21 protein-coding genes are annotated in these 20,535 nt (G+C 42.0%); 3 read left to right on the top strand and 18 right to left on the bottom strand.

Annotated elements, in window-relative coordinates; translation table 11 throughout:
• Positions 1-2 precede the first annotated feature (2 nt).
• Complete coding sequence (locus NSQ17_RS07475; protein ID WP_007499796.1) at positions 3-782, bottom strand: patatin-like phospholipase family protein; 780 nt, start codon at positions 780-782, stop codon at positions 3-5.
• 156 nt (positions 783-938) lie between these two features.
• Between NSQ17_RS07475 and ylbJ the strand changes: the two genes are divergently transcribed.
• A complete protein-coding gene (ylbJ, locus tag NSQ17_RS07470) occupies positions 939-2,147 on the top strand; it encodes a sporulation integral membrane protein YlbJ (RefSeq protein ID WP_278193016.1) in 1,209 nt (402 codons plus the stop codon).
• 13 nt (positions 2,148-2,160) lie between these two features.
• Here ylbJ and coaD read toward each other — a convergent pair whose 3' ends face one another.
• From coaD to NSQ17_RS07425, 9 genes are all read right to left on the bottom strand, one after another.
• Positions 2,161-2,643, bottom strand: a complete 483-nt coding sequence (gene coaD / locus NSQ17_RS07465) for a pantetheine-phosphate adenylyltransferase (RefSeq protein WP_007499803.1) — start codon at positions 2,641-2,643, stop codon at positions 2,161-2,163.
• A gap of 3 nt (positions 2,644-2,646) precedes the next feature.
• Entirely contained in the window at positions 2,647-3,204 is a 558-nt protein-coding gene (rsmD, locus tag NSQ17_RS07460; RefSeq protein ID WP_007499805.1) for a 16S rRNA (guanine(966)-N(2))-methyltransferase RsmD, read from the bottom strand.
• Positions 3,205-3,518: 314 nt separating this feature from the next.
• Positions 3,519-3,791, bottom strand: a complete 273-nt coding sequence (locus NSQ17_RS07455; protein ID WP_008345023.1) for a YlbG family protein — start codon at positions 3,789-3,791, stop codon at positions 3,519-3,521.
• 65 nt (positions 3,792-3,856) lie between these two features.
• Entirely contained in the window at positions 3,857-4,306 is a 450-nt protein-coding gene (locus tag NSQ17_RS07450) for a YlbF family regulator (protein ID WP_268431967.1), read from the bottom strand.
• A 57-nt stretch (positions 4,307-4,363) separates the two neighbouring features.
• Positions 4,364-4,771 (bottom strand): hypothetical protein, encoded by a 408-nt coding sequence (locus NSQ17_RS07445; RefSeq protein WP_007499810.1) that lies wholly within the window; start codon positions 4,769-4,771, stop codon positions 4,364-4,366.
• Positions 4,772-4,844: 73 nt separating this feature from the next.
• Entirely contained in the window at positions 4,845-5,093 is a 249-nt protein-coding gene (locus NSQ17_RS07440; RefSeq protein WP_017359376.1) for a YlbE-like family protein, read from the bottom strand.
• A 19-nt stretch (positions 5,094-5,112) separates the two neighbouring features.
• Positions 5,113-5,526: a YlbD family protein gene (locus tag NSQ17_RS07435; protein WP_024720298.1), complete on the bottom strand. Its 414-nt coding sequence runs from the start codon at positions 5,524-5,526 to the stop codon at positions 5,113-5,115.
• 109 nt (positions 5,527-5,635) lie between these two features.
• On the bottom strand, positions 5,636-6,679 hold the full coding sequence (locus NSQ17_RS07430) for a CAP domain-containing protein (protein ID WP_008345031.1): 1,044 nt from the start codon (positions 6,677-6,679) through the stop codon (positions 5,636-5,638).
• Between the two features lie 122 nt (positions 6,680-6,801).
• A complete protein-coding gene (locus tag NSQ17_RS07425) occupies positions 6,802-7,224 on the bottom strand; it encodes a CBS domain-containing protein (RefSeq protein ID WP_034646433.1) in 423 nt (140 codons plus the stop codon).
• Between the two features lie 161 nt (positions 7,225-7,385).
• Here NSQ17_RS07425 and NSQ17_RS07420 point away from each other — a divergent pair, with 161 nt between their 5' ends.
• Entirely contained in the window at positions 7,386-7,751 is a 366-nt protein-coding gene (locus NSQ17_RS07420) for a YugN family protein (protein ID WP_008345035.1), read from the top strand.
• A 30-nt stretch (positions 7,752-7,781) separates the two neighbouring features.
• Here NSQ17_RS07420 and ctaG read toward each other — a convergent pair whose 3' ends face one another.
• From ctaG to cyoE, 6 genes are all read right to left on the bottom strand, one after another.
• A complete protein-coding gene (gene ctaG, locus NSQ17_RS07415; RefSeq protein ID WP_017367183.1) occupies positions 7,782-8,660 on the bottom strand; it encodes a cytochrome c oxidase assembly factor CtaG in 879 nt (292 codons plus the stop codon).
• 30 nt (positions 8,661-8,690) lie between these two features.
• Positions 8,691-9,020, bottom strand: a complete 330-nt coding sequence (ctaF, locus tag NSQ17_RS07410; protein WP_003211520.1) for a cytochrome c oxidase subunit IVB — start codon at positions 9,018-9,020, stop codon at positions 8,691-8,693.
• 2 nt (positions 9,021-9,022) lie between these two features.
• On the bottom strand, positions 9,023-9,646 hold the full coding sequence (ctaE, locus tag NSQ17_RS07405) for a cytochrome c oxidase subunit III (RefSeq protein ID WP_096881364.1): 624 nt from the start codon (positions 9,644-9,646) through the stop codon (positions 9,023-9,025).
• Positions 9,643-11,514: a cytochrome c oxidase subunit I gene (gene ctaD, locus NSQ17_RS07400; protein WP_007499823.1), complete on the bottom strand. Its 1,872-nt coding sequence runs from the start codon at positions 11,512-11,514 to the stop codon at positions 9,643-9,645. The genes ctaE and ctaD overlap by 4 nt, the downstream gene beginning before the upstream one ends.
• A 188-nt stretch (positions 11,515-11,702) precedes the next feature.
• Positions 11,703-12,770, bottom strand: a complete 1,068-nt coding sequence (coxB, locus tag NSQ17_RS07395) for a cytochrome c oxidase subunit II (RefSeq protein ID WP_039168612.1) — start codon at positions 12,768-12,770, stop codon at positions 11,703-11,705.
• 278 nt (positions 12,771-13,048) lie between these two features.
• Positions 13,049-13,966: a heme o synthase gene (gene cyoE / locus NSQ17_RS07390; protein WP_007499825.1), complete on the bottom strand. Its 918-nt coding sequence runs from the start codon at positions 13,964-13,966 to the stop codon at positions 13,049-13,051.
• Positions 13,967-14,355: 389 nt separating this feature from the next.
• On the opposite strand from cyoE, the gene NSQ17_RS07385 reads away from it, so the two are divergent.
• On the top strand, positions 14,356-15,279 hold the full coding sequence (locus tag NSQ17_RS07385; RefSeq protein WP_024720295.1) for a heme A synthase: 924 nt from the start codon (positions 14,356-14,358) through the stop codon (positions 15,277-15,279).
• Positions 15,280-15,318: 39 nt separating this feature from the next.
• On the opposite strand, the gene NSQ17_RS07380 is transcribed toward NSQ17_RS07385, so the two are convergent.
• Together NSQ17_RS07380 and pyc are read right to left on the bottom strand one after the other, a co-directional pair.
• A complete protein-coding gene (locus NSQ17_RS07380; RefSeq protein WP_342467989.1) occupies positions 15,319-16,752 on the bottom strand; it encodes a deoxyribodipyrimidine photo-lyase in 1,434 nt (477 codons plus the stop codon).
• A gap of 300 nt (positions 16,753-17,052) precedes the next feature.
• On the bottom strand, positions 17,053-20,499 hold the full coding sequence (gene pyc / locus NSQ17_RS07375; RefSeq protein WP_041092203.1) for a pyruvate carboxylase: 3,447 nt from the start codon (positions 20,497-20,499) through the stop codon (positions 17,053-17,055).
• Between the last annotated feature and the right edge of the window lie 36 nt (positions 20,500-20,535).

The raw sequence follows: 20,535 nt of genomic DNA, 5'->3' as shown, positions 1-20,535 counted from the left end.
GATTAACACTCCCATTTATCAATGACATCTTTCAGTTTTTCTTTTAGTTGGTCGGCGGCGAGTTCACCTGCTTCAATCATTTCTTGAACCTGTGTAAACGCACTAGAGCTAAAGGTCTCGAGCTTCGGCCGAATCATGAGATCTGCATGAATGGTTTGGTGACGAACCAATTCATTTTGAAGGATGTCCAAACTTTGCATAATGACATCCGATAATCTCGTTGCCTTTTCTGTTTTTTTCACCCTTGATACATCAGAGGCGATAATGAGATCTGCCCCCATTTCTTTGAGAACAGAAACAGGAATGCGGTCCACTACCGCTCCATCCACCAATTGCCTGCCGCCTATTTCATGCGGAACAAACACACCCGGAATGCTAATGCTTGCCCTGACTGCTTGTGAGACAGACCCTTCTTTGAACACAACCTTCTCCCCTGTCTGAAGGTCACAGGCGACAATCGCAAGAGGCACGCGCATTTCTTCAATATTCTTCCCATATGTAAACGTGTGAATCAGCTGCAAAATTCGATTTCCTTTTAACAGACCGATTTTTGGCAGTGTATAGTCAGCATAATACTTTCTTCTGAAGACAAGTGCAAGTTTTTTCATTTTTTCTACGTCTTGTCCTGCTGCATAAAAGCTCCCCACAAGAGCACCAATACTGCTTCCTGCGATCATATCCACCTGAATTCCTTGTTTCTCAAGACTAGATAAAACCCCGATATGCGCCATCCCTCTGGCACCCCCGGAGCCCAGCGCAAGCCCGATAATCGGTCGTTTCATGAATCCACCCTCCTCTTTCTATGCATATATACGAATCTATAGGTCTAAACATGCCCCTTCTCATCGTATAGTAATAGAAGACAGGCTCGGCTAGCATCTCTTTTTCTTTAATCACGAGCTCGCCAATAGATTATAACGGCAAGGGGCGACATCTCCATGAAAAAATGGAACACTCTGTTCATCGCTGCTTTTTTTATCTTTTTAACAGCCACTGTGATTACACATCCACAAGCCTCTTTGCAAGCATCGAAAAATGGACTTGCAATGTGGTGGGAAGTGGTTTTTCCATCGCTGCTACCTTTTTTTATTTTGTCCGAGCTATTAATCAGTTTCGGGATTGTCAGATTTGTCGGCGTATTATTAGAGCCATTTATGCGGCCTATCTTTCGGGTGCCTGGTGTCGGCGGATTTGTACTGGCGATGGGAATGGCCTCTGGTTTTCCTTCTGGCGCTAAATTGACGACAAGACTTCGGCAGGAAGGACAGCTGACAAGAATTGAAGCAGAACGCCTTGTGTCATTTACCAATTCTTCAAACCCTTTGTTCATTTTTGGAGCAGTGGCTGTAGGATTTTTTCATCACCCAGCTTTAGGCATTGTGTTAGCCTGTGCACATTATTTAGGAAATCTCGCGGTTGGGGTGACGATGCGCGGATATAAAGCACGTCATGATGCGCACCTCAGAAGCCGAAAAGGATTTTTATTGCCTCCAATTCGAGAAGCATTCAGCGCTCTTCATACGGCAAGACTTGCAGAGAAAAGACCACTTGGCCAAATATTAAGTGACGCTGTCATGTCATCTGTTCAAACGCTCTTTATGATTGGCGGCTTTATCATTTTATTTTCTGTCTTTAGTCAAATGCTCGCTGTCGTTCATGTAACAGATCTTCTCTCTATCGGGATCGGCTCTATACTGAAAACGATGCACCTTCCGCCGGAATTAGATCTAGCCATGATTGCGGGTCTATTTGAAATCACATTAGGAAGTCAGCTCACAGGGTCACAAGAGGTTTCCCTGCTCGCTAAAACAATTGTGGTCAGCTTTATTTTGGGATTTAGCGGATTCTCCGTTCAAGCTCAGGTAGCTGGCATTTTGGCAGCAACCGATATACGCTTTAAACCGTTTTTCTTCGCCCGTTTGCTTCACGGTATTTACGCAGCCGTCTTTGCTTTTTTGTTATTCAAACCCCTTTATGTCTCTAAAGCAGACATGGCGCTTCCAGCAGGGGCATTTGAAACAAGCGAGCAAGTCGTGATGTTTAGCAGCATGTTATGGAATCAGCTTGTATCTGCTGGTCCTCTCATCACCTTGTTCAGTCTGATCGTGTATATTGCGCTCTATTATCAGAAATTAAAAAATGGATGAGTGCACAATGCACTCATCCATTAAATTTCTCTTTCAGCGCAGCTTCGACCTCTTGCGGTACAAGCTCTTTGACTGATCCATGATATTTCGCTACTTCTTTAACAATGCTTGAACTTAAGAAGGAGTATTGATTATTCGTCATCATAAAGAACGTTTCAATGTCATCATTCAACACTTTGTTCATTGATGTCCCTTGCATCTCGTATTCAAAGTCCGTCACCGCTCTAAGTCCGCGCAAAATGACTTTCGCCTCTTTTTGTTTCGCATAATCAACGAGCAGTCCATGAAAGGATTCCACTTTGATATTTGGTAGCTCCTTTGTTGCTTGACGAATGAGTTCACATCGCTCTTCAACAGTAAACAACGGCTTTTTTGACGAGTTATTGAGGACGCACACATATACTTCATCAAAAATCTTTGCCCCTCTTTTGATAATATCCAAATGGCCCAATGTGACTGGATCGAAGCTACCCGGACAAACGGCTATATTCCCCATGCTTTAATTTCCCCGCTTTCTATAGATCGTAATGCCAGTCATTCCGTACATTTCCTGCCTTGAGATATGCAGCTGTCCTGCTTCCTCTGGCAGTGTCACATCTTTATCATGCTCACACACAATGACGCCATCATCTGCTAATAAGGAATGCTCATCAATCGTATCAAGAAGTGCTTTCAACTTTTGATCTTTATACGGCGGATCAAGGAAGATGGCTTGAAAAGATTCTTCTCGCTTCACTACAGCGGCGAGTGCACGGTTTGCATCATTTCGAAACACTTCACTTTGATCCATCAGCGACAATTGATTCAAGTTGCCTTTAATCGTCTGAATCGCCTTCATATCTCGATCCACAAATATACAATGATCGAATCCTCTAGAAAGCGCTTCAATACCTAAACCACCACTTCCAGCAAATAAATCAAGGGCCCATCCCCCATCAAAATACGGTCCAATCATATTAAAAATGGATTCTTTTACTTTATCTGTTGTTGGTCTTGTTGATTGGCCAGGTACCGCTTTAAGTGTACGGCCTTTTTTTGTTCCAGAAATCACTCTCATTTTTCCACCACTTTTTCTGCGCTTGCATCTATTGAATATTGTTTGATGACAAAAAATTCAACATTATCTTACCATATCCACTCCACATGGGACAATGCACTGAATTCCATTCATTTTCTATGTATAGATCACAAAAGAGAGGGTCATACTACTGTTAACAGCATCTGATGTGGTGCTGTTGCCAACCGCGGAGAAGACTTACGTTTCCCCATAAGTTCTTCCTCCGGTTTCTCCTCTCCCTTTGCCTTCTCCTTAATGAATCATTAAGAATAGAAGGACCCCGCGGGTGATGCCGCGGGGATTTTTTTGTGTCTTTAAAAGCCCACCTTATAATCATACTCTTTTGCTTTGTCCAATTTCGATTCGTACTCTAATTTAATAAAAGGTTTATAGGAAGGCTCAACACGTTTTACAAATGGCAATGAACTGAGCTTTGCCATGTGGCGCTCAAGATCATTCATATCACAATAAATCACTGCATATTTCATTTTCCTTGAAATATAGTGAACATTCCCAAATTTCCTTAGCGCTTTTGACTGCTTTAACGAATGCAGCCAAACGACCATCCCTTGACGTTTGGTATCCATCTTTTCACCTGCCGCTTTTCAATTCTTTCCGTTCATTATGTAAAAGACGAGACGTTCAAGTCTCGTCAAGATACTTTACAGCCACAGCTGCCTCCTGATCCACAGCCACCGCCGCATGATGATAGACCATCAAAATATGGGTTCCCTGTTGGAACTTTAATATATACTGATACAGCTTGACCGATTTCAATACTAATCTCATCTAAGATGGATTGAATCGCTGTTTCTGCTTTTTTGAAATCAACCACTGTATCGTGAAGATCTAGCTTTCTTTTGACCTCACGCATTTCTTTTGAGATCGTTCTATAGTCCGGATGGTATTTGCCGAACCGCTGCACATCTTCATATTGCTCTTTTACTTTTGTAAAATGGGCAATAATTTGTTGGGCTTCTTCGTCTTGCTGGAGACGCTTAAAGCAGTTGCGGTAATGTTCAGCCTCCTCCGACTGAAGAATCATGGCAGCCAATTGATTTGCTTCCTCTTGGAGCTCCACGAATTCGATTGTCGCATACATAAATGTTGCACCTCCAATTCATAGTTTACCACGAAACCTATGGATCAGAAAATGCTTTTACGTGACAAATACATCCCACGTCTCTCTTTTCTGCTTATATTCAGGGTGACGAGAATTTAGCACAACGGTCATTTTATGCTTTCCTTTTGAAAGGTGCTTGACCACAAACGCCGCAGTATACTCATTGCCTGCCCGTTTCCCGTCTACATACACAGTAAAATACCCAGCCTTCTTATCCTTTTTTAGGGGTGAAGGTTCAAGGTGAAAATCTTGAAGTGTACTTTCTATATACACAACAGATCCCTGCACTTTGTATTTTAAAAAGCCTTGCTGCTTCATTTCACTTTGCGTCTGCTGCATGACTGGTACTGCTGGTTCTTGCCTAGTTACTTGCTCTTGATCATGTTGACTTTGACATCCGGTGAGAAGAAAAAGCAATGCGCATATTGACAGCATCCATTTCATGTTCTGATTCTCCTTTCGTCTACTTTCATAGGATGCTCATGAAATAGACATCTTAATCAACTCAAAAAAAGCCTCACCCGGCTCCATTTTGATTGCGCATTGCTTGGAACATCTGGATCATCATTTCAGCCATTTGGACACTATTGCTCAACTGGCTCACACGATGAGGAATGGTTTTTTCGTAAAAGTTCATTTTATCTAATTCAAACGAAGTGACATTTTCAGGATGCCGCGTTAACTGTCTATACCAGAGTGGGCGCTGCCTGATGAATTTGATTCGATCCTCTTCGGCCATGACAAACTCTTGTACTTCTCTCCGCACCAAAAGCATCCCCTTTCAATTAATCTTTCCTGAAGGAGAATGGGTGCTGGCTGCCTCCAGATGAACCCTTCTTTGAGCCATTTGATGAAAATTGACCGAGTAAGCTTTGTAAAGAGGAAATAGACTGGCTCATTTTATTAATTTGTTCATTCATTTGATCAGCGTCCATTTTTTTCACTGCAGAAACCATTTTAGACATAAAATCTGCTTTTCCCGGTTCACTTTGCTTAGCGGCTTTTTCTTCTTTTGCTTCTTCCGTTTGTGTTTGCCGGTAAGGAGACCACATGTCATCTTCCTCACCAAACATGACCCAATTCTCGTATAAACTTTGCCAGCTTTTTTCTTGCGTCTGCACTTCTTGAATTAATTTCGGATGGCGTCTGACGAACTGTTTAAATTCATCAATGGATGTTTGCTTTTGCTTATTTGTCATATCCTCACCCCCCATACAAATGCCTACTATACTATATACATCTGGGTCTATTTTGGTGAGCCCTTTTCATAAAAAAACAGCCGCTATCTGTGCGCAGCTGTTTAGAGGATTAAGACGTTTTCTTAATGAAGTTTTGTGTATAGTACTTTTCTTTCACACCAACGCCAAGGTGCGTGTAATCTTGATTTAACAATGCTTTCCGGTGACCTTCGCTATTCAGCCAACCTTCTACAGCTGCAGGGCCATCAACATAATTATACGCAATGTTTTCCCCCGCAAGCTGAAATGCGACCTCGCCTCTTTCTAACCGGTCTTTCAGCGTGCCGTATTTTTTAGATTCATGGGAGAAATAATGATGATCCTTCATGTCCTCACTATGCATGAATGCCACTTCAGAGGTTTCATCGTCCCACTTTAAGGTCGGCAGTTTGTACTTATGGCGGATAATATTGGTCATATCAAAAATTTGTTTTTGACTCGACGCTTCAATATCCTTCCACTTTTCGCCTGATATCGCCTCAGGTTCAATTAATTGACCTCGATAAACGACTTCATACGGCTTTTGTTTGACAAATGTATCTGCGTTAAAGGCTCGAATGCTCGAAAGAGTGCTTTCAAACTTATCCATGTAGAGCTGGACATACACATCATCTCCCACTTTCACCGTCGGCCTGGTATTCATATCATCTTCTGAGAATTCAAAGCGATATGAATTTCCCTCGTCCTCTACATGAATGTAAGGAGCGATTTGTGTTTTTTTAAACACTTCACTTGTGGCTTGACCGATTTTAAACGGCTCAACATTCAGCCCATCCCCTGTCGCAAACAAGGTCACCACTTTACTGTCCTTTACCCCTACTTGAATATAGTGCTTCTTCGATTGATTGTATATCCACCAGTCATAATCATATGCGGAAGGATCAATGCGATCTGGTTCCCCTAGCTGTTTAAGCACTTCGTTTGAAGACTTCCCCATAAAGGACATGAGACCTTTTTTCGGAATGTTGATCGGCTTATCGCTAGATGTTTCTTCATTAGACACCTTCGGCTCATTGCTGTTTTCTTTTTCTGGTGAAGATCCATATTGAATAAACAGAACATACGTTCCAGATATAATCAGGAGGATGAAGAGTGTTTTCAGCACAGTTTTCAAATAAACACCTCCGTTAAATTGGCAAGGTACAAAAAGTACCTTCTACTGTCATTTAAACAAAACTTGCTCCATTTATCAACGACAATACAGCCTATTTAACACGAATTTAAAATATGCCCCTCCTAATGAAGAAATCCTTGGCCATGATCCTGGTCTTGTTGAGAGATTTCCGTCAGAGCATCACCTGCACGATCGTTTGATAAATCTTCAACTGATAAATCCCCAAGGGCTACGATCCCTGTGAGTGCCCCGTTTTTGACAACCGGGATACGGCGGAGCTGATGTTCTGACATCAACCGGACAATTTCTTCTAGGGTTGCATCTTCTTCAGCTGTCAAAACTTCCTTCGTCATGATGGCACCAACCTCTTGTGAGTTCGGCTTTTTCTCAGCAATACCTCTAAGTACAAGGTCGCGGTCTGTGACAATACCAACAAGCTGATCTCCGTCGACTACTGGAATGGCACCAATGTCAGCATCTTTCATTTTGACTGCCGCTTCATATGCATTGTCGTCCTTTTGCAACGTCACTACTTTTTTTGTCATGATATCTTTGATTTTTTTCGTTTTCACGTTGATTCCTCCATCCGTTATTTTCTTTATTACTGTAACCAGCTTATAAAAGAACATACCTTTCACAGTTGAAAGTTTAACGCTTTCATACTATGATTGTCAGTAAAGGGAATTTTTATAAGGAGGGGTTTTGGGTGAAGTTTGAAGGTACGGGGATTGAAAAGGTATCAGCTGACTTAAATAAATTGGATTTCATTATGGAAAGTGAAGGATTTGTACGAGCCGATCAATGGGATTATGAGCGTGTGACGTACGACAGGAAGTATAACATGGTAGAGGGGACGTTTTACTTACGGATCTCTGGCTACGCCACTGAGGGAGATGTCGGCTCCAAAAAAGCCCACATCCAGCTGCTGACACCTTTACTTGGAAAACACTATTATCCGCATGGTGTTGAATATGGAGAAGGCGAAGATTTCCCTAAATCTCTTATTCAATCCAGCAAAAAAACACTGAACCAATTGAAAGAAAAACTAGAAGCGATAACTGCTGAAGCATAAAAGCACAGCCCCTGCGGCTGTGCTTTTCATTTATTCATATTTCGGAATGAGCGCATCTGGTACGGCATCTTTCGCTCTTTCTTTTCTCGCCCAGTCAAAGAAGACAACAGCAAGAATCGATCCGTATACAATCTCCTGAATGATTTTCATCAAAATAGCACCTAGCTGCTGATCTTCTAGCAGCGGCAATGTATGAAACATGTCAGGTCCCGTAAGCGCAAGACCAGCAAGCATATCACTCGGTACGCATAGGTGCAGTGCTTGTATCCATGCGCCGGCATCTGAATAAGTGGCATAGATAGGCGCTTCACTAAACATAATGAGTGCGCAGGCAGGTGTCATTAAAATCCCATCTGCCATAATATATCCAAGCTTTAAAATGCCTGTAATCTGCGGCTGACTTTGCACTTTATGGACAAGCGGCCACCACATGAAAAAGGCAGCGATAAAAATGACAACCGTCATCAATGCGTGATAAAACGGATCTGTTTTGACAAAATCGAACACAAGCGGAATATGATACAGCGAAAACAACCCGTTAAAACCGAGTAAGGCAATCAACGGCTTAGAAAACAAGCGGAAAATCGGCTGAATACCCCGTGTTTGAATGATCCGCTCCCAAATCGCCGCAGGTAAACCTGTGATAAGAAGGGGCGGGATGACCAAATAGAGCACTGCCATTTGCGCCATATGCGCACTGAACATAATATGCCCCATTAAATCAATCGGGCTCCCCTTCACTGCATAAAGCAACACAAGCCCCGTGAGAAACAGCGTTTTCTCTTTCACCGTCGCACGGTGCTTACCCTTCGTCACGAGAAGCAGATAAAAAGCGGCTGCTGCTACAATACATGTCAAATAGTAAGGACTCCATAATGCACGAAATCCAAATATCTCTAAGTTTTCCATTGCTGCGCCTCCTTCAAGGGCAAAGCGAGCTTACCACCAAATAATGGTCAAAAAGGCTAAAACGGTAATAAACGCGACAAACACACCTGAGTAAAGAAACAACGCGGGTGTTTCATGCCCTTTTTGGTTCATGTGCATAAAATAATAAAGCTGAAAAGCGACCTGAATCACTGCAAGCAGTAAAATAAAAGGGACAGCGAACCAATTTCCGACGTCTTCAGAGGCGATTGTTAAAAAGGCAACAAACGTTAAACCAATCATCAAGCCGAAAGAAATGAGCTGATGCTTCATTTCTTCGGCATTTTTCTTTTTCCGATAGACAAGATCGACTTTGGACTGATTTGTGTTTTTATTTCCCATTCTTATCCCACCATTCCCATTAAATATACAACGGTAAAGATGAAGACCCACACAACATCAATGAAGTGCCAATAAAGGCTTGCCACATAATATTTTGGTGCATTGTATAAATCGAGTCCGCGTCTCATATTCCGAATCATCAGAGCGGTGATCCAGCAAAGTCCAAATGCGACGTGAGCCCCGTGTGTTCCAACAAGCGTATAGAAGGAAGAGCCAAGTGCAGAGCTCGTAATGGTAAATTCATACGCATGCACATAATGATAAAACTCATAAATTTCTACCCCTAAAAATCCAGCACCTAAAAGAACGGTTATACCAAGCCAAAGCTGCATTTTTTTAAAGGCAAAGTTTTTCATATGATACATAGCATACACACTCGTTAAACTGCTCGTTAACAGAAGCATTGTGGCAATAAACACAAGTGTGAGGTCAAACATTTCAGTTGTTGTTGCGCCGCCTGCATTTGAATTTTTCAGCGCCAAATAAGTGGCAAACAAAGATGCAAACAGGACCGTTTCTCCCCCAAGAAACAACCAGAACCCGACGAACTTATTCTTTCCTTCTAACGTGGCTTTCTCAGGAGAAGCCGGAAAGGTTTCCGCTGTCATTTTTTGTGGTTCCATTATGCTTTCACCCCTTTGTCATCGTCATCCGTCAAATCTTCTTTGTGAATATGGTATCCATGATCATCTTTAAGAGAGCGAACGAGCATGGTCGCAAACGTGATCCCAAGACCAATGAAGATCACCGGTAGACCCCAGCTGTGTTCTTGACGATACATAAAACCAAACGCTGACACAAATAGACCGAATGAGATAATGATAGGCAAGATGGAATTATTCGGCATGTGAATATCATCGAGCGGTTCAGATGCTGTCATTCCTTTTTTACCATCCATTTTCTCAATCCATAATGGATCAAGTCCCCGTACAAGAGGCAGCTGCTTAAAGTTATATTCTGGCGGAGGTGAAGATACTGCCCATTCAAGCGTTCTTCCATCTCCCCAAGGATCGCCCGATACACGCTCCCCTTTTGCTGTCGTCCAGATGATATTAATCAGCATGATGACAACTGCTACAAACATGAACAGTGCCCCAATCGTACTCACCAAGTTCCCAAGGTCTAGACCCTGACCTGGCAAGAATGTAAAGACTCGGCGCGGCATGCCCCAAAGACCGAGAAAATGCTGGATAAAGAACGTTAAATGGAAACCGACGAAAAACAGCACAAAGCCAATTTTCCCAAGCTTCTCATTCAGTATTTTCCCAAACATCTTCGGCCACCAATAATGCACACCTGCTAAAATACCGAAGACCACACCACCGATAATGACATAGTGGAAATGCGCCACAACGAAGTACGTGTCATGGAACTGATAATCCGCTGCTGCTGCTGCAAGCATGACGCCGGTTACACCGCCAAGTAAGAATGACGGAATGAACGCAACTGAATATAGCATCGGCGTTGTGAACTTCACATTACCGCCCCATATGGTGAGCAACCAGTTAAAAACTTTAATTCCAGTTGGCACCGCAATCGCCATTGTGGCTACGGCAAAGATCGCATTGGCAATTGGACCAAGTCCTGTTGTGAACATGTGATGCGCCCACACCATGAATCCAAGGAAACCAATTAATACAGTCGCAAACACCATGGACGAATAACCAAACAATCTTTTTCTTGCAAACACCGGAATGATCTCAGAGAAAATCCCAAATGCCGGCAAAATCAAGATATACACTTCTGGGTGTCCAAAAATCCAGAACAAATGCTCCCAGATGATTGTATTTCCGCCGAGCTCTGGATTAAAAAAGCTCGTATCAAACATTCGATCAAGCATCAGCATCGCAAGCCCTGCTGTCAGCGGCGGGAATGCGAATAAAATTAGTGCAGATGCCACAAACGTCGTCCAGGTAAAGAGCGGCATTCTCATGTACGTCATACCTGGCGCTCTCATATTAATAATCGTTGCAAGAAAGTTGATTCCGGCAATTAGCGTACCAATACCCGCTATCTGCAACCCTAAAATATAGAAATCCATGCCGTGCCCTTCTGAATTCAGCGTGAGCGACGCATAGGCAGTCCAGCCTGCATCAGGTGCTCCGCCCATAAACCATCCAAGGTTTAAGAAAATACCTCCGAAAAAGAACAGCCAAAAACCAAGTGAATTCACAAATGGAAACGCTACGTCACGTGCACCAATTTGAATGGGTACAACCGCATTCATTAATGCAAATAAAAGCGGCATTGCTGCAAGGAAAATCATCGTTGTTCCATGCATCGTCATGACTTCATTGTAAAACCCTGCACTCACAAAATCATTTTCAGGGATGGCTAGCTGAATACGGATAATCATCGCTTCCAGGCCACCAATTAAAAAGAAAAATCCCCCTGCCACTAAATATAGTATGGCAATTTTTTTGTGGTCAACCGTCGTTAAGTAATCCCATAAGACAGCGCCAAACCCCCGCTTTTTAGCTATTGTACTCACCATGAAATCCCCCTCTTATCTCCCATTTGCCCCTTTTCATATCAATGTCTATCTTCACGTTCTAAAAACAGACTATATCTGACAGATGACTTATTCTTGGATGTAGAGACTTATTCGGGAGCTCTTAACAAAAACTTCACATAGATCGTATACCCTTTTGAATGTGCGCAACTTCAAGCTGCTCAAGGCATTTACTGTATTTTAAGACCTTTTAAATACTCGTAGAGTGCGTCTGCTTCTGAGTCATTTAGTTTAGGGTACGTCCCTGTCATCTTATTACCTGGTTTAAAGCTCTCTGGATCTTTCAGCCATGCTTTGACATTTTCTTTGTTCATGTCTTTAATTCCAGCTACTTTTGTCCGCTCTCCGAAGGTTGCAAGGTTTGGTGCAGTCCTTGCCGCCTCTGGCCGTTCATCTCCAGGCTCTACCGCATGACAGCTTAAACAGTTTTTCTCTTTAAAGAGTTTTTCACCCTCAAGGGCTAGATCTGACGTAGATGCAGGCTTCTTATAATCTGTCATCTTTTTCGTCCAGCCTAAAAACTCATCTTGAGAAAGCGTTTTAACTTTAAAGTCCATTAAAGCATGTGATGGACCACAAAGCTCTGCACATTTCCCATAGAAATATTCTCCAGCATCTTTCGTTCGTTTTGAGTCAAACGTTAAATAAAACTTGTTCTCGTTGTCTGTATTTGTATCAATTTTACCCCCAGCTGATGGAATCCAGAATGAGTGTTTCACATCAGATGCTTTCAGCTTAAAATAAACCTTTTGATCAGTTGGAACAATCAATTCCTGACTTGTCACAATCCCATAATCAGGGTATTCAAATTCCCACCAATATAAGCTGGCTCTTACATTCACTACAAGTGTCTTTTCAGGATCTCGTTTTTTCTTATCCATGGCGCTTGTATCCCCTAGCTCAAGCGTGTATGCCACAACAGGTACAACGAGAATAATGAGTAGAAGTATCGGAATCGCTGTCCACGTAATTTCGAGGTTACGGTTCCCTTCTACCTGTTTAGGAATCGTATCTTCTCCCACTTTAGAACGTTTGAATTTAATGATGACGTAAAAGAAAATGATCGATACAACAATAACGACAAGAACCATAATAAGTGTACTCAGTACCGTTAGGAAAAACTGTTTATCTGCTACTTCCCCAACTGGCTTGAGTGTTGATAAGTATGGTTCACCGCAGCCCGCCAAAACGAGCGTCAGTAAGAGAAACAGTGAATAAACACGCCATTTTCTTATCATAATTTGTCCCAACCCCTTTTGCTTGATCTCCTTTGCCTTTCGCTTTTACCTCTTATTTATAAAATCACCTTTCACCCATCCATAACCCCCGCCTCTTATAAAAGCACTTACATTTCCTCTTTTCATAAAAAAATGATGTTTTTACTCAAAATACCATCTATGTATAAACAGAAAGCCGCCTAAATAGAACTGAATATCAGGCGGCTTTCATAGTTGTAAGAAAATGTTGTGTTATAAGATATAGCCATTGTTTTGATGTGATCAAAGTGTATTTCACTCTAGAATAGTGTAATAATAATCATCGCAACGAAAAAGATCGTTAAGTAGTTTAATGAATAAACGAACATGAGTGTTGACCACTTCATGATATCTTTCATTTTAAAGCCCATAAGCCCAATGACGAGCCATCCAATGTTCAGCAATGTGCCAAGTGCGACAATCGGCCATCCTAATCCACCTAAGAAAAATGGAAGCGGAAGAAGACATGCTGTCCAAATGATGATTTGGCGTTTTGTGACTTCAAAGCCGTAAACAACTGGCAGCATTGGAATACCTGCTTTACGGTAATCTTCCGTTTTCTTAATCGCAAGTGATAAGAAATGCGGAATTTGCCAGATGAACATAATCATAAACAGGACCCAAGCCGTTGTGTCGATGGTGCCTGTAACAGCTGTCCAGCCAATTAATGGCGGAACCGCACCAGATACACTCCCAATGACTGTATTAATGGTGTAATGACGTTTAGACCACATCGTGTATAGAACTGCATAAGTAAAGACACCGATAAATCCAATCACTGCTGATGTAACAGTTGTCATCAGAAGCATAATCAGTCCAAGTACAACAAGCAGAATACCAAATGCATACGCTTGACCTGGCTGAACTTTACCTGTCACCGTCGGTCTTGTTTTTGTTCTTTCCATTAGTATATCAATATCACGGTCAAACGCATTATTAATGGCGCATGAACCGGCAATAATAAGAGAAGAACCAATCATTGTTAACAGCACAATATCAAGATTCCCAAGAAAACTCATATCTGTAAAATAAAAAGCAAGCCACATTCCAGTAAATGTTGTAATGAAATTGGAATTGACGATGCCCATTTTAATAAGAGCAAGAAAATCTTTTAAAGCGGTTGTTTCTTCTATTTGTCCATGAATAGCTGCTTCCGCGGCTGTTTTGGAATTTGCCAATGTGTATAACCTCCCTTGCCCAAACCTTCAAACGAACGAATAAAACGTAAAATCGTTACAACTCTATCATACAAGATAAAGAGCTGTAAAAAAACATCCTATTAAATAATAAACGACAAACTTGAAGTTATTTGTGAACTTTTCGTGAATTTATTAGGATGTGCGTTTCAGAAGGCGGTGCAAAATGAAATATTCTCTCCTCTATTTCTATCAGACTGTCAAAGAAAGATCAAGCACTCTAAATCTGTAAACTTTGTGAACTAACATATCATTTTTTTGTGAACTTTGGTCATTATGAATTGCAACAGAACACGCATTTGGCTTAAACTTGAGAGCATGTGAGGTTTTCATTTAGATCAGAAGTTATTTAGAGAAGGTGAAATCATTTGATGAAATTTGCTTTAAGGTTATTGAGCGTTGTCACAACATTTGTGATGCTGATCGTTCTGATTGGCGGTGCGCTTGTGACGAAAACTGGCTCCGGTCTTGGCTGCGGCAGACAATGGCCCCTTTGCCACGGTCGTTTCTTTCCAGAAATGAACCCTGCTTCCATTATCGAATGGAGCCACCGCATGTCAACAGGAGTTTCCACCATTCTTGTATTGGCACTGGCGGTCTTATGCTGGAAAAAAATCAGTCCAGTATTCCGTGAAACCAAATTTTTGGTCATCATGTCCATTATATTCTTACTGCTTCAAGCGCTGTTAGGGGCACTCGCCGTTGTGTTTGGTTCTAACGCACTTGTCATGGCACTGCACTTCGGTATTTCACTGATTTCTTTTGCTTCCGTTTTACTGCTGGCACTACTTGTGTTTGAAGCCACCAGATCTGAAACAAAGCTTGTGAAGCCGCTTCATATCGGCAAAAGAATGCAGTTCCATATTTATGGGTTGATCACATATACGTATATTGTGGTGTATACGGGCGCCTATGTGAGACATACAAAATCAAGTCTTGCATGCTCTGTCTTCCCATTTTGTTCAAAAGACGGCGCACTTCCAGCGTATTTTAATCAATGGGTTCAAATGTCTCACCGAGCAGCAGCCCTTCTTTTATTCGTTTGGATATTTGTTGCGATGTTCCATGCCCTTAAACATTATAAAGAACAAAAGCAGCTGTATTATGGATGGATCATTTCAGCCATTCTGATTACACTTCAAGCGATCTCAGGTGTCATGTCTGTTTATTCTCAGCTCGCACTCGGTTATGCGCTTGCTCATTCATTCTTTATTTCTTGTTTGTTTGGGGTACTATGCTACTTCTGCTTACTCATTGCCCGGTTTAAATATGAAAATAGAGAGCCTTTCAGATAAACATACAATCCCCCTTTCATCCGAAAAGGGGGATTTCTTTCATGTTTGTTTCGCTTCTTCAAATAGCGAAATGGCCTTTTTTCGTCTTTCTTGATGATCGACTGTAGGCAGAGGATATGTATCCCCCAGCACACATCCCGATTTCATTTGCTCATCTATCGGCATTTTACTCGGTTCATGAATCCATTTTTCATTCACATGCTTTAGTTCTGGTACATACCTTCTAATATATTCTCCGCTTGGATCAAATCGTTTCGACTGGGTCGTTGGGTTAAAAATACGGAAGTAAGGAACAGCATCCGTTCCGACAGAGGCTGCCCACTGAAATCCTCCAATATTCGAAGCCTCGTCATAGTCGACAAGTTTTCTCGCGAAATACGCTTCGCCCATTCTCCAATCGATGAGATAATCTTTTGTCAGGAATGAAGCCGTCACCATTCTCAAACGGTTATGCATCCAGCCTTCTTCATTTAACTGTCTCATCCCAGCGTCAACGAGTGGGAAGCCTGTTTGTCCTTTACACCAAGCTTCAAAAAGTGTCTGATCATCATTCCATTTTATATGTTGAAAGGAGGCGTTGATTTCTTTTTCTTTCATCTCTGGATAATGCGCAAAGATCATATGATAAAAATCACGCCACGCTAGCTCTTTCAAAAATGTTTCCTTGCCCTCATCTTCAAAAAGTTCTTCCTCATTGACAGCATGAAAGATCGTGCGAATAGAAATGGTCCCGGTTTTTAAGAACCGAGACAGCTTGCTCGTCCCAAAAACAGACGGAATATCTCGTTTCTCATGATAATGCGTCAATCTTTCTTGAATAAAGCCGCCTAGCGTGCTCATCGCTTTGTCTGATCCAATCTGATCGAATTTCCTTGTACATTTCTTGATGATGTCCCTTAGTTTCTCATCTCCCTTTTCAGAAAGTGACTCATCACAAATCGTATGCTTGCTGCTCAGAAATGATTTGTCAACTTTTATCACAGACTGCTTCTCCTGCTTCCTCCACGCGTGATAGTATGGAGTAAACACTTGATAATGAGAACCATCCGCTTTTAAAATATCTCTCGCCCCATGCAGATGCGTATCTTGCCACTTTGACACATGAATGCCCTTTTCTTCTAAGAAACGGGTCACTTGCTCATCACGTGTTTGACCATTTCCTACTTCGTCCTCATTAAAAAAGACCGCATTGATGTCATAAGCATCCAGGAGCTTTTGAAAAGCGGACAAAATATCATCATGAATGAGATGAACATACATGTGAGATTCTCTTGCTTCCTTGACGAAATTGGCCAAGTTTTGAAAGAAATGTTCGTTGTTCAAATCCAGTTCCATTTCTGTAAAAAATGGATCTAGATGATAAAAAGCAAATAATCGGTACTGATGTTTTTTTGCATATGTGATCGCTTTTGATAAGGCGATATGATCATCCAATCGCATATCTCGGCGAAACCAAATCACGACAATTTCCACTCTTTCTTCACCTCATTCTATAGTGTAATCACTCTAGCGGACGGCTGCACATTTTAATGCGCTCAAAAAAAAGACACATCGCAGTGGATGTGTCTTGGATTGTTGACAAAGGGCTAAAATGCTCTTTATTTTAGCCCTTTGTCTTCTTTTCAGCGTGATAGAACGCCCTTGAAGTCTAGGAAGAACGAGTACTGGAGCGGAGCGAATGTGACATTCGTGAACACCAGCACGCAGGACTGACAAAGAATGTAAGGGTTTGTCTATACGCTGAGACACATCGCAGTGGATGTGTCTCACTCATTATTCAGGCTTTAAGACAATCAACAGATCTCCAGTTTGAATCCCTTCTCCATTCGTGACATGAATTTCATCCACGACTGCTGAGAACGGTGCTTGTACCGTCGTTTCCATTTTCATCGCTTCATTGATCATCAAATGCTCACCTTGTGAAATTTTCTGTCCTTTTTCAACAAGTACTTTGATCACAGTACCTGGCATCGATGCCGCAATGTGATTTGGATTTGAGCGATCTGCCTTCATTTTTTCTTGAACGGAGGATTTGATGCTTTCATCCTTAATGACCACTTCACGCGGCTGTCCATTCAGCTCAAAGTAAAGCACTCTTGTAGCGTCCGGATTCGGTTCTCCAATTGACACGAGTTTGACAATGAGGGTTTTCCCTTTTTCAATTTCTACCTCAATTTCTTCACCAAGTCTCATCCCGTAGAAGAAGGTTGGTGTGTCAAGAACAGAGATGTCTCCATAGCTTTCTGCTGTTTGAACAAATTCAGAAAAGACTTTCGGATATAAAGCATATGCAATGGCATCTTGTTCTGTCAACGTCAGATCATGTGATTCTTTGAACTGCTTTTTGATCTCTTCAAAGTCCACAGGCTTCAGTTTCTCACCTGGTCTGACAGTAAGTGGCTCCTCCCCTTTTAAAATCAGCTTTTGCAGCTTTTCTGGGAATCCGCCATGTGGCTGTCCTAAATAGCCTTTAAACAATTCAACAACCGAATCTGGGAAATCCAGTGTTGCTCCTTTTTCATAAACATCCTCTTCTGTCAGATCGTTTTGCACCATATAAAGTGCCATATCTCCGACCACTTTAGAAGACGGTGTCACTTTCACAATGTCACCAAACATGTCATTTACACGTCTGTACATTTCTTTCACTTCATTCCAGCGTTCGCCAAGGCCGACACCTTTCGCCTGCTGCTGCAGGTTACTATACTGACCGCCAGGCATTTCATGCTCATAAATTTCTGTATGCGGTGAATTCATTCCGCTTTCAAACTCATGATAATATTTTCTGACGGAATCCCAATATTGAGAAAGACGTTCAACCGCTTGAACATTCATTTCTGGCTTTCTTTCATGTCCGTCTAGAGCATAATATAATGAGCTCGCACTTGGTTGTGATGTGAGCCCCGCCATAGAGCTGACTGCAACATCAACAATATCAACACCTGCATCAATCGCTCTTGCATAGGTGAAGAGTCCATTTCCACTCGTATCGTGTGTATGAAGATGGATTGGAATCGTGAGCTCGTCTTTTAGAGCCGATACAAGCTCATAAGCCGCTTGCGGTTTTAATAATCCCGCCATATCTTTAATGCCTAAAATATGAGCGCCTGCGGATTCAAGCTCCTTCGCAAGAGAGACATAATATTTCAAATCATATTTCGGACGTGATGGATCAAGAATATCACCTGTATAACAAATCGCTGCCTCTGCCACTTTGCCGGATTCACGAACAGAATCAATGGCAAGCGTCATACCTTTGACCCAGTTTAGACTGTCGAAAATACGGAAGACGTCAATGCCTGCCTCTGCCGATTCCTTTACAAATGCTTTAATCACATTATCCGCATAGTTTGTATATCCAACAGCGTTTGATGATCTTAATAGCATTTGGAACAAAGTGTTTGGCACTTCTTGACGAAGCTCTTTCAATCTTTCCCAAGGATCTTCTTTCAAGAAACGATATGCCACATCAAATGTAGCGCCGCCCCACATTTCCATACTGAATAACTCTGGCCATAAGCCTGCTGTTGGCTGAGCAACTTTCTTTAAGTCGTGTGTTCTAAAGCGTGTTGCAAGCAGGGATTGATGTGCGTCTCTAAAGGTTGTATCCGTTAAGAGTACACCGCTTTGTTCTTTCACCCAATTGGCGAGTCCCTCAGGTCCATGCTTGTCTAACAATTGTTTTGTTCCAGAAGGTATCGTTTCATGGACAGCAAGTTTCGGCACATTTGGTTGATCAAAATGAGGCTTCTTATTTTCCGAAATACCAGGGAACCCATTAATGGTAACGTTACCAATATAAGTAAGCATTTTCGTTCCGCGGTCTTTTTGCTTAGGGAAGTTAAATAGCTCAGGTGTTGAATCAATAAACGATGTATCATATTCCCCTCTTAGAAACTTCTCGTGCTTTGCGACGTTTTCAAGAAACGGGATATTTGTTTTAATGCCGCGAATCCTGAATTCTTGTAAATTTCGGACCATTTTAGCCGCAGCTTGATCAAATGTAAGTGCCCAAGTTGACAGCTTGACCAACAGTGAATCGTAATAAGGTGTAATCACCGCACCTTGGAAGCTGTTCCCTGTATCAAGACGTACACCAAAACCACCGCCTGAACGGTAAGCCATGATTTTTCCTGTATCTGGCATAAAATCATTCAAAGGATCTTCTGTTGTGACCCTTGATTGAATGGCAAATCCATGTGTAAAGATATCTTCTTGTTTTGGTATCCCTACTTCTTTGCTGTGAAGGTCATGTCCTTTTGCGACAAGAATTTGGGTTTGGACGATATCGACACCTGTGATCATTTCTGTGATCGTGTGTTCCACCTGGACCCTAGGATTGACTTCAATAAAATAAAACTCGCCATTTGCCACTAGGAATTCTACAGTCCCTGCATTGATATACGATACATTCTGGGCCAGCTGAACAGCCGCTTCACAGATGTCTTCACGCAATTGATTAGAAAGAGACACACTTGGTGCAACCTCAATGACTTTTTGATGACGCCTTTGAACAGAGCAGTCACGCTCATATAAATGAATGATATTGCCGTGATTGTCACCAATCACCTGCACTTCAATATGCTTCGGATTTTCAATCAGCTTTTCAACGTATACTTCGTCATTTCCAAAAGCCGCTTTCGCCTCTGACTTTGCACGGTCATAGGCTTCGTTCAGCTCCTCTTTTGATCTGACAATCCGCATACCTCGGCCGCCGCCTCCAAGTGAAGCTTTAATAATAAACGGGTAACCGTATTCTTCACCGAATTTTTCGACTTCTTTGACCGAATCAACTGGCCCGTCACTTCCTGGAATGACTGGAATCCCAGCTTTTTTCGCTTCATCTCTCGCTTTTACTTTATCTCCAAACATATCTAAATGTTGAGAAGTTGGGCCGATGAATTGGATGCCTTCCTCTTCGCATCGTCTTGCAAAATGAATATTTTCAGATAAAAATCCGTATCCTGGATGAATCGCATCCACGTCATTTCGTTTTGCAATTTCGATGATCCCCTCGATATCAAGGTAGGCATCAATCGGCTTTTTCCCTTCTCCAACTAGATATGCTTCATCGGCTTTATAGCGATGATAAGAGCCCGAGTCTTCTTTGGAGTAAATGGCCACTGTACGTAAGTTGAGCTCCGTACAGGCCCTAAAGACTCTGATAGCGATTTCCCCTCTGTTTGCAACTAGAACCTTTTGAATTGTTCTCTGTGACATTCTCACTCCTCCATATCCCTTAAAATTTTATATGTA

Source organism: Bacillus sp. FSL W8-0629, assembly GCF_038593225.1.
Classification (GTDB): domain Bacteria; phylum Bacillota; class Bacilli; order Bacillales; family Bacillaceae; genus Bacillus; species Bacillus altitudinis.
Note: the sequence above shows the minus strand (reverse complement) of the source record. Positions and strands in the feature narration are given on the sequence as shown.

What these genes read in the sequence shown, in the direction of transcription:
- NSQ17_RS07475 (WP_007499796.1), bottom strand. Translation starts at nt 782, where the DNA reads ATGAAACGACCGATTATCGGGCTTGCGCTGGGCTCCGGGGGTGCCAGA.
- ylbJ (WP_278193016.1), top strand. Translation starts at nt 939, where the DNA reads ATGAAAAAATGGAACACTCTGTTCATCGCTGCTTTTTTTATCTTTTTA.
- coaD (WP_007499803.1), bottom strand. Translation starts at nt 2,643, where the DNA reads ATGGGGAATATAGCCGTTTGTCCGGGTAGCTTCGATCCAGTCACATTG.
- rsmD (WP_007499805.1), bottom strand. Translation starts at nt 3,204, where the DNA reads ATGAGAGTGATTTCTGGAACAAAAAAAGGCCGTACACTTAAAGCGGTA.
- NSQ17_RS07455 (WP_008345023.1), bottom strand. Translation starts at nt 3,791, where the DNA reads ATGGATACCAAACGTCAAGGGATGGTCGTTTGGCTGCATTCGTTAAAG.
- NSQ17_RS07450 (WP_268431967.1), bottom strand. Translation starts at nt 4,306, where the DNA reads ATGTATGCGACAATCGAATTCGTGGAGCTCCAAGAGGAAGCAAATCAA.
- NSQ17_RS07445 (WP_007499810.1), bottom strand. Translation starts at nt 4,771, where the DNA reads ATGAAATGGATGCTGTCAATATGCGCATTGCTTTTTCTTCTCACCGGA.
- NSQ17_RS07435 (WP_024720298.1), bottom strand. Translation starts at nt 5,526, where the DNA reads ATGACAAATAAGCAAAAGCAAACATCCATTGATGAATTTAAACAGTTC.
- NSQ17_RS07425 (WP_034646433.1), bottom strand. Translation starts at nt 7,224, where the DNA reads ATGACAAAAAAAGTAGTGACGTTGCAAAAGGACGACAATGCATATGAA.
- ctaG (WP_017367183.1), bottom strand. Translation starts at nt 8,660, where the DNA reads ATGGAAAACTTAGAGATATTTGGATTTCGTGCATTATGGAGTCCTTAC.
- ctaF (WP_003211520.1), bottom strand. Translation starts at nt 9,020, where the DNA reads ATGGGAAATAAAAACACAAATCAGTCCAAAGTCGATCTTGTCTATCGG.
- ctaD (WP_007499823.1), bottom strand. Translation starts at nt 11,514, where the DNA reads ATGGTGAGTACAATAGCTAAAAAGCGGGGGTTTGGCGCTGTCTTATGG.
- coxB (WP_039168612.1), bottom strand. Translation starts at nt 12,770, where the DNA reads ATGATAAGAAAATGGCGTGTTTATTCACTGTTTCTCTTACTGACGCTC.
- NSQ17_RS07385 (WP_024720295.1), top strand. Translation starts at nt 14,356, where the DNA reads ATGAAATTTGCTTTAAGGTTATTGAGCGTTGTCACAACATTTGTGATG.
- pyc (WP_041092203.1), bottom strand. Translation starts at nt 20,499, where the DNA reads ATGTCACAGAGAACAATTCAAAAGGTTCTAGTTGCAAACAGAGGGGAA.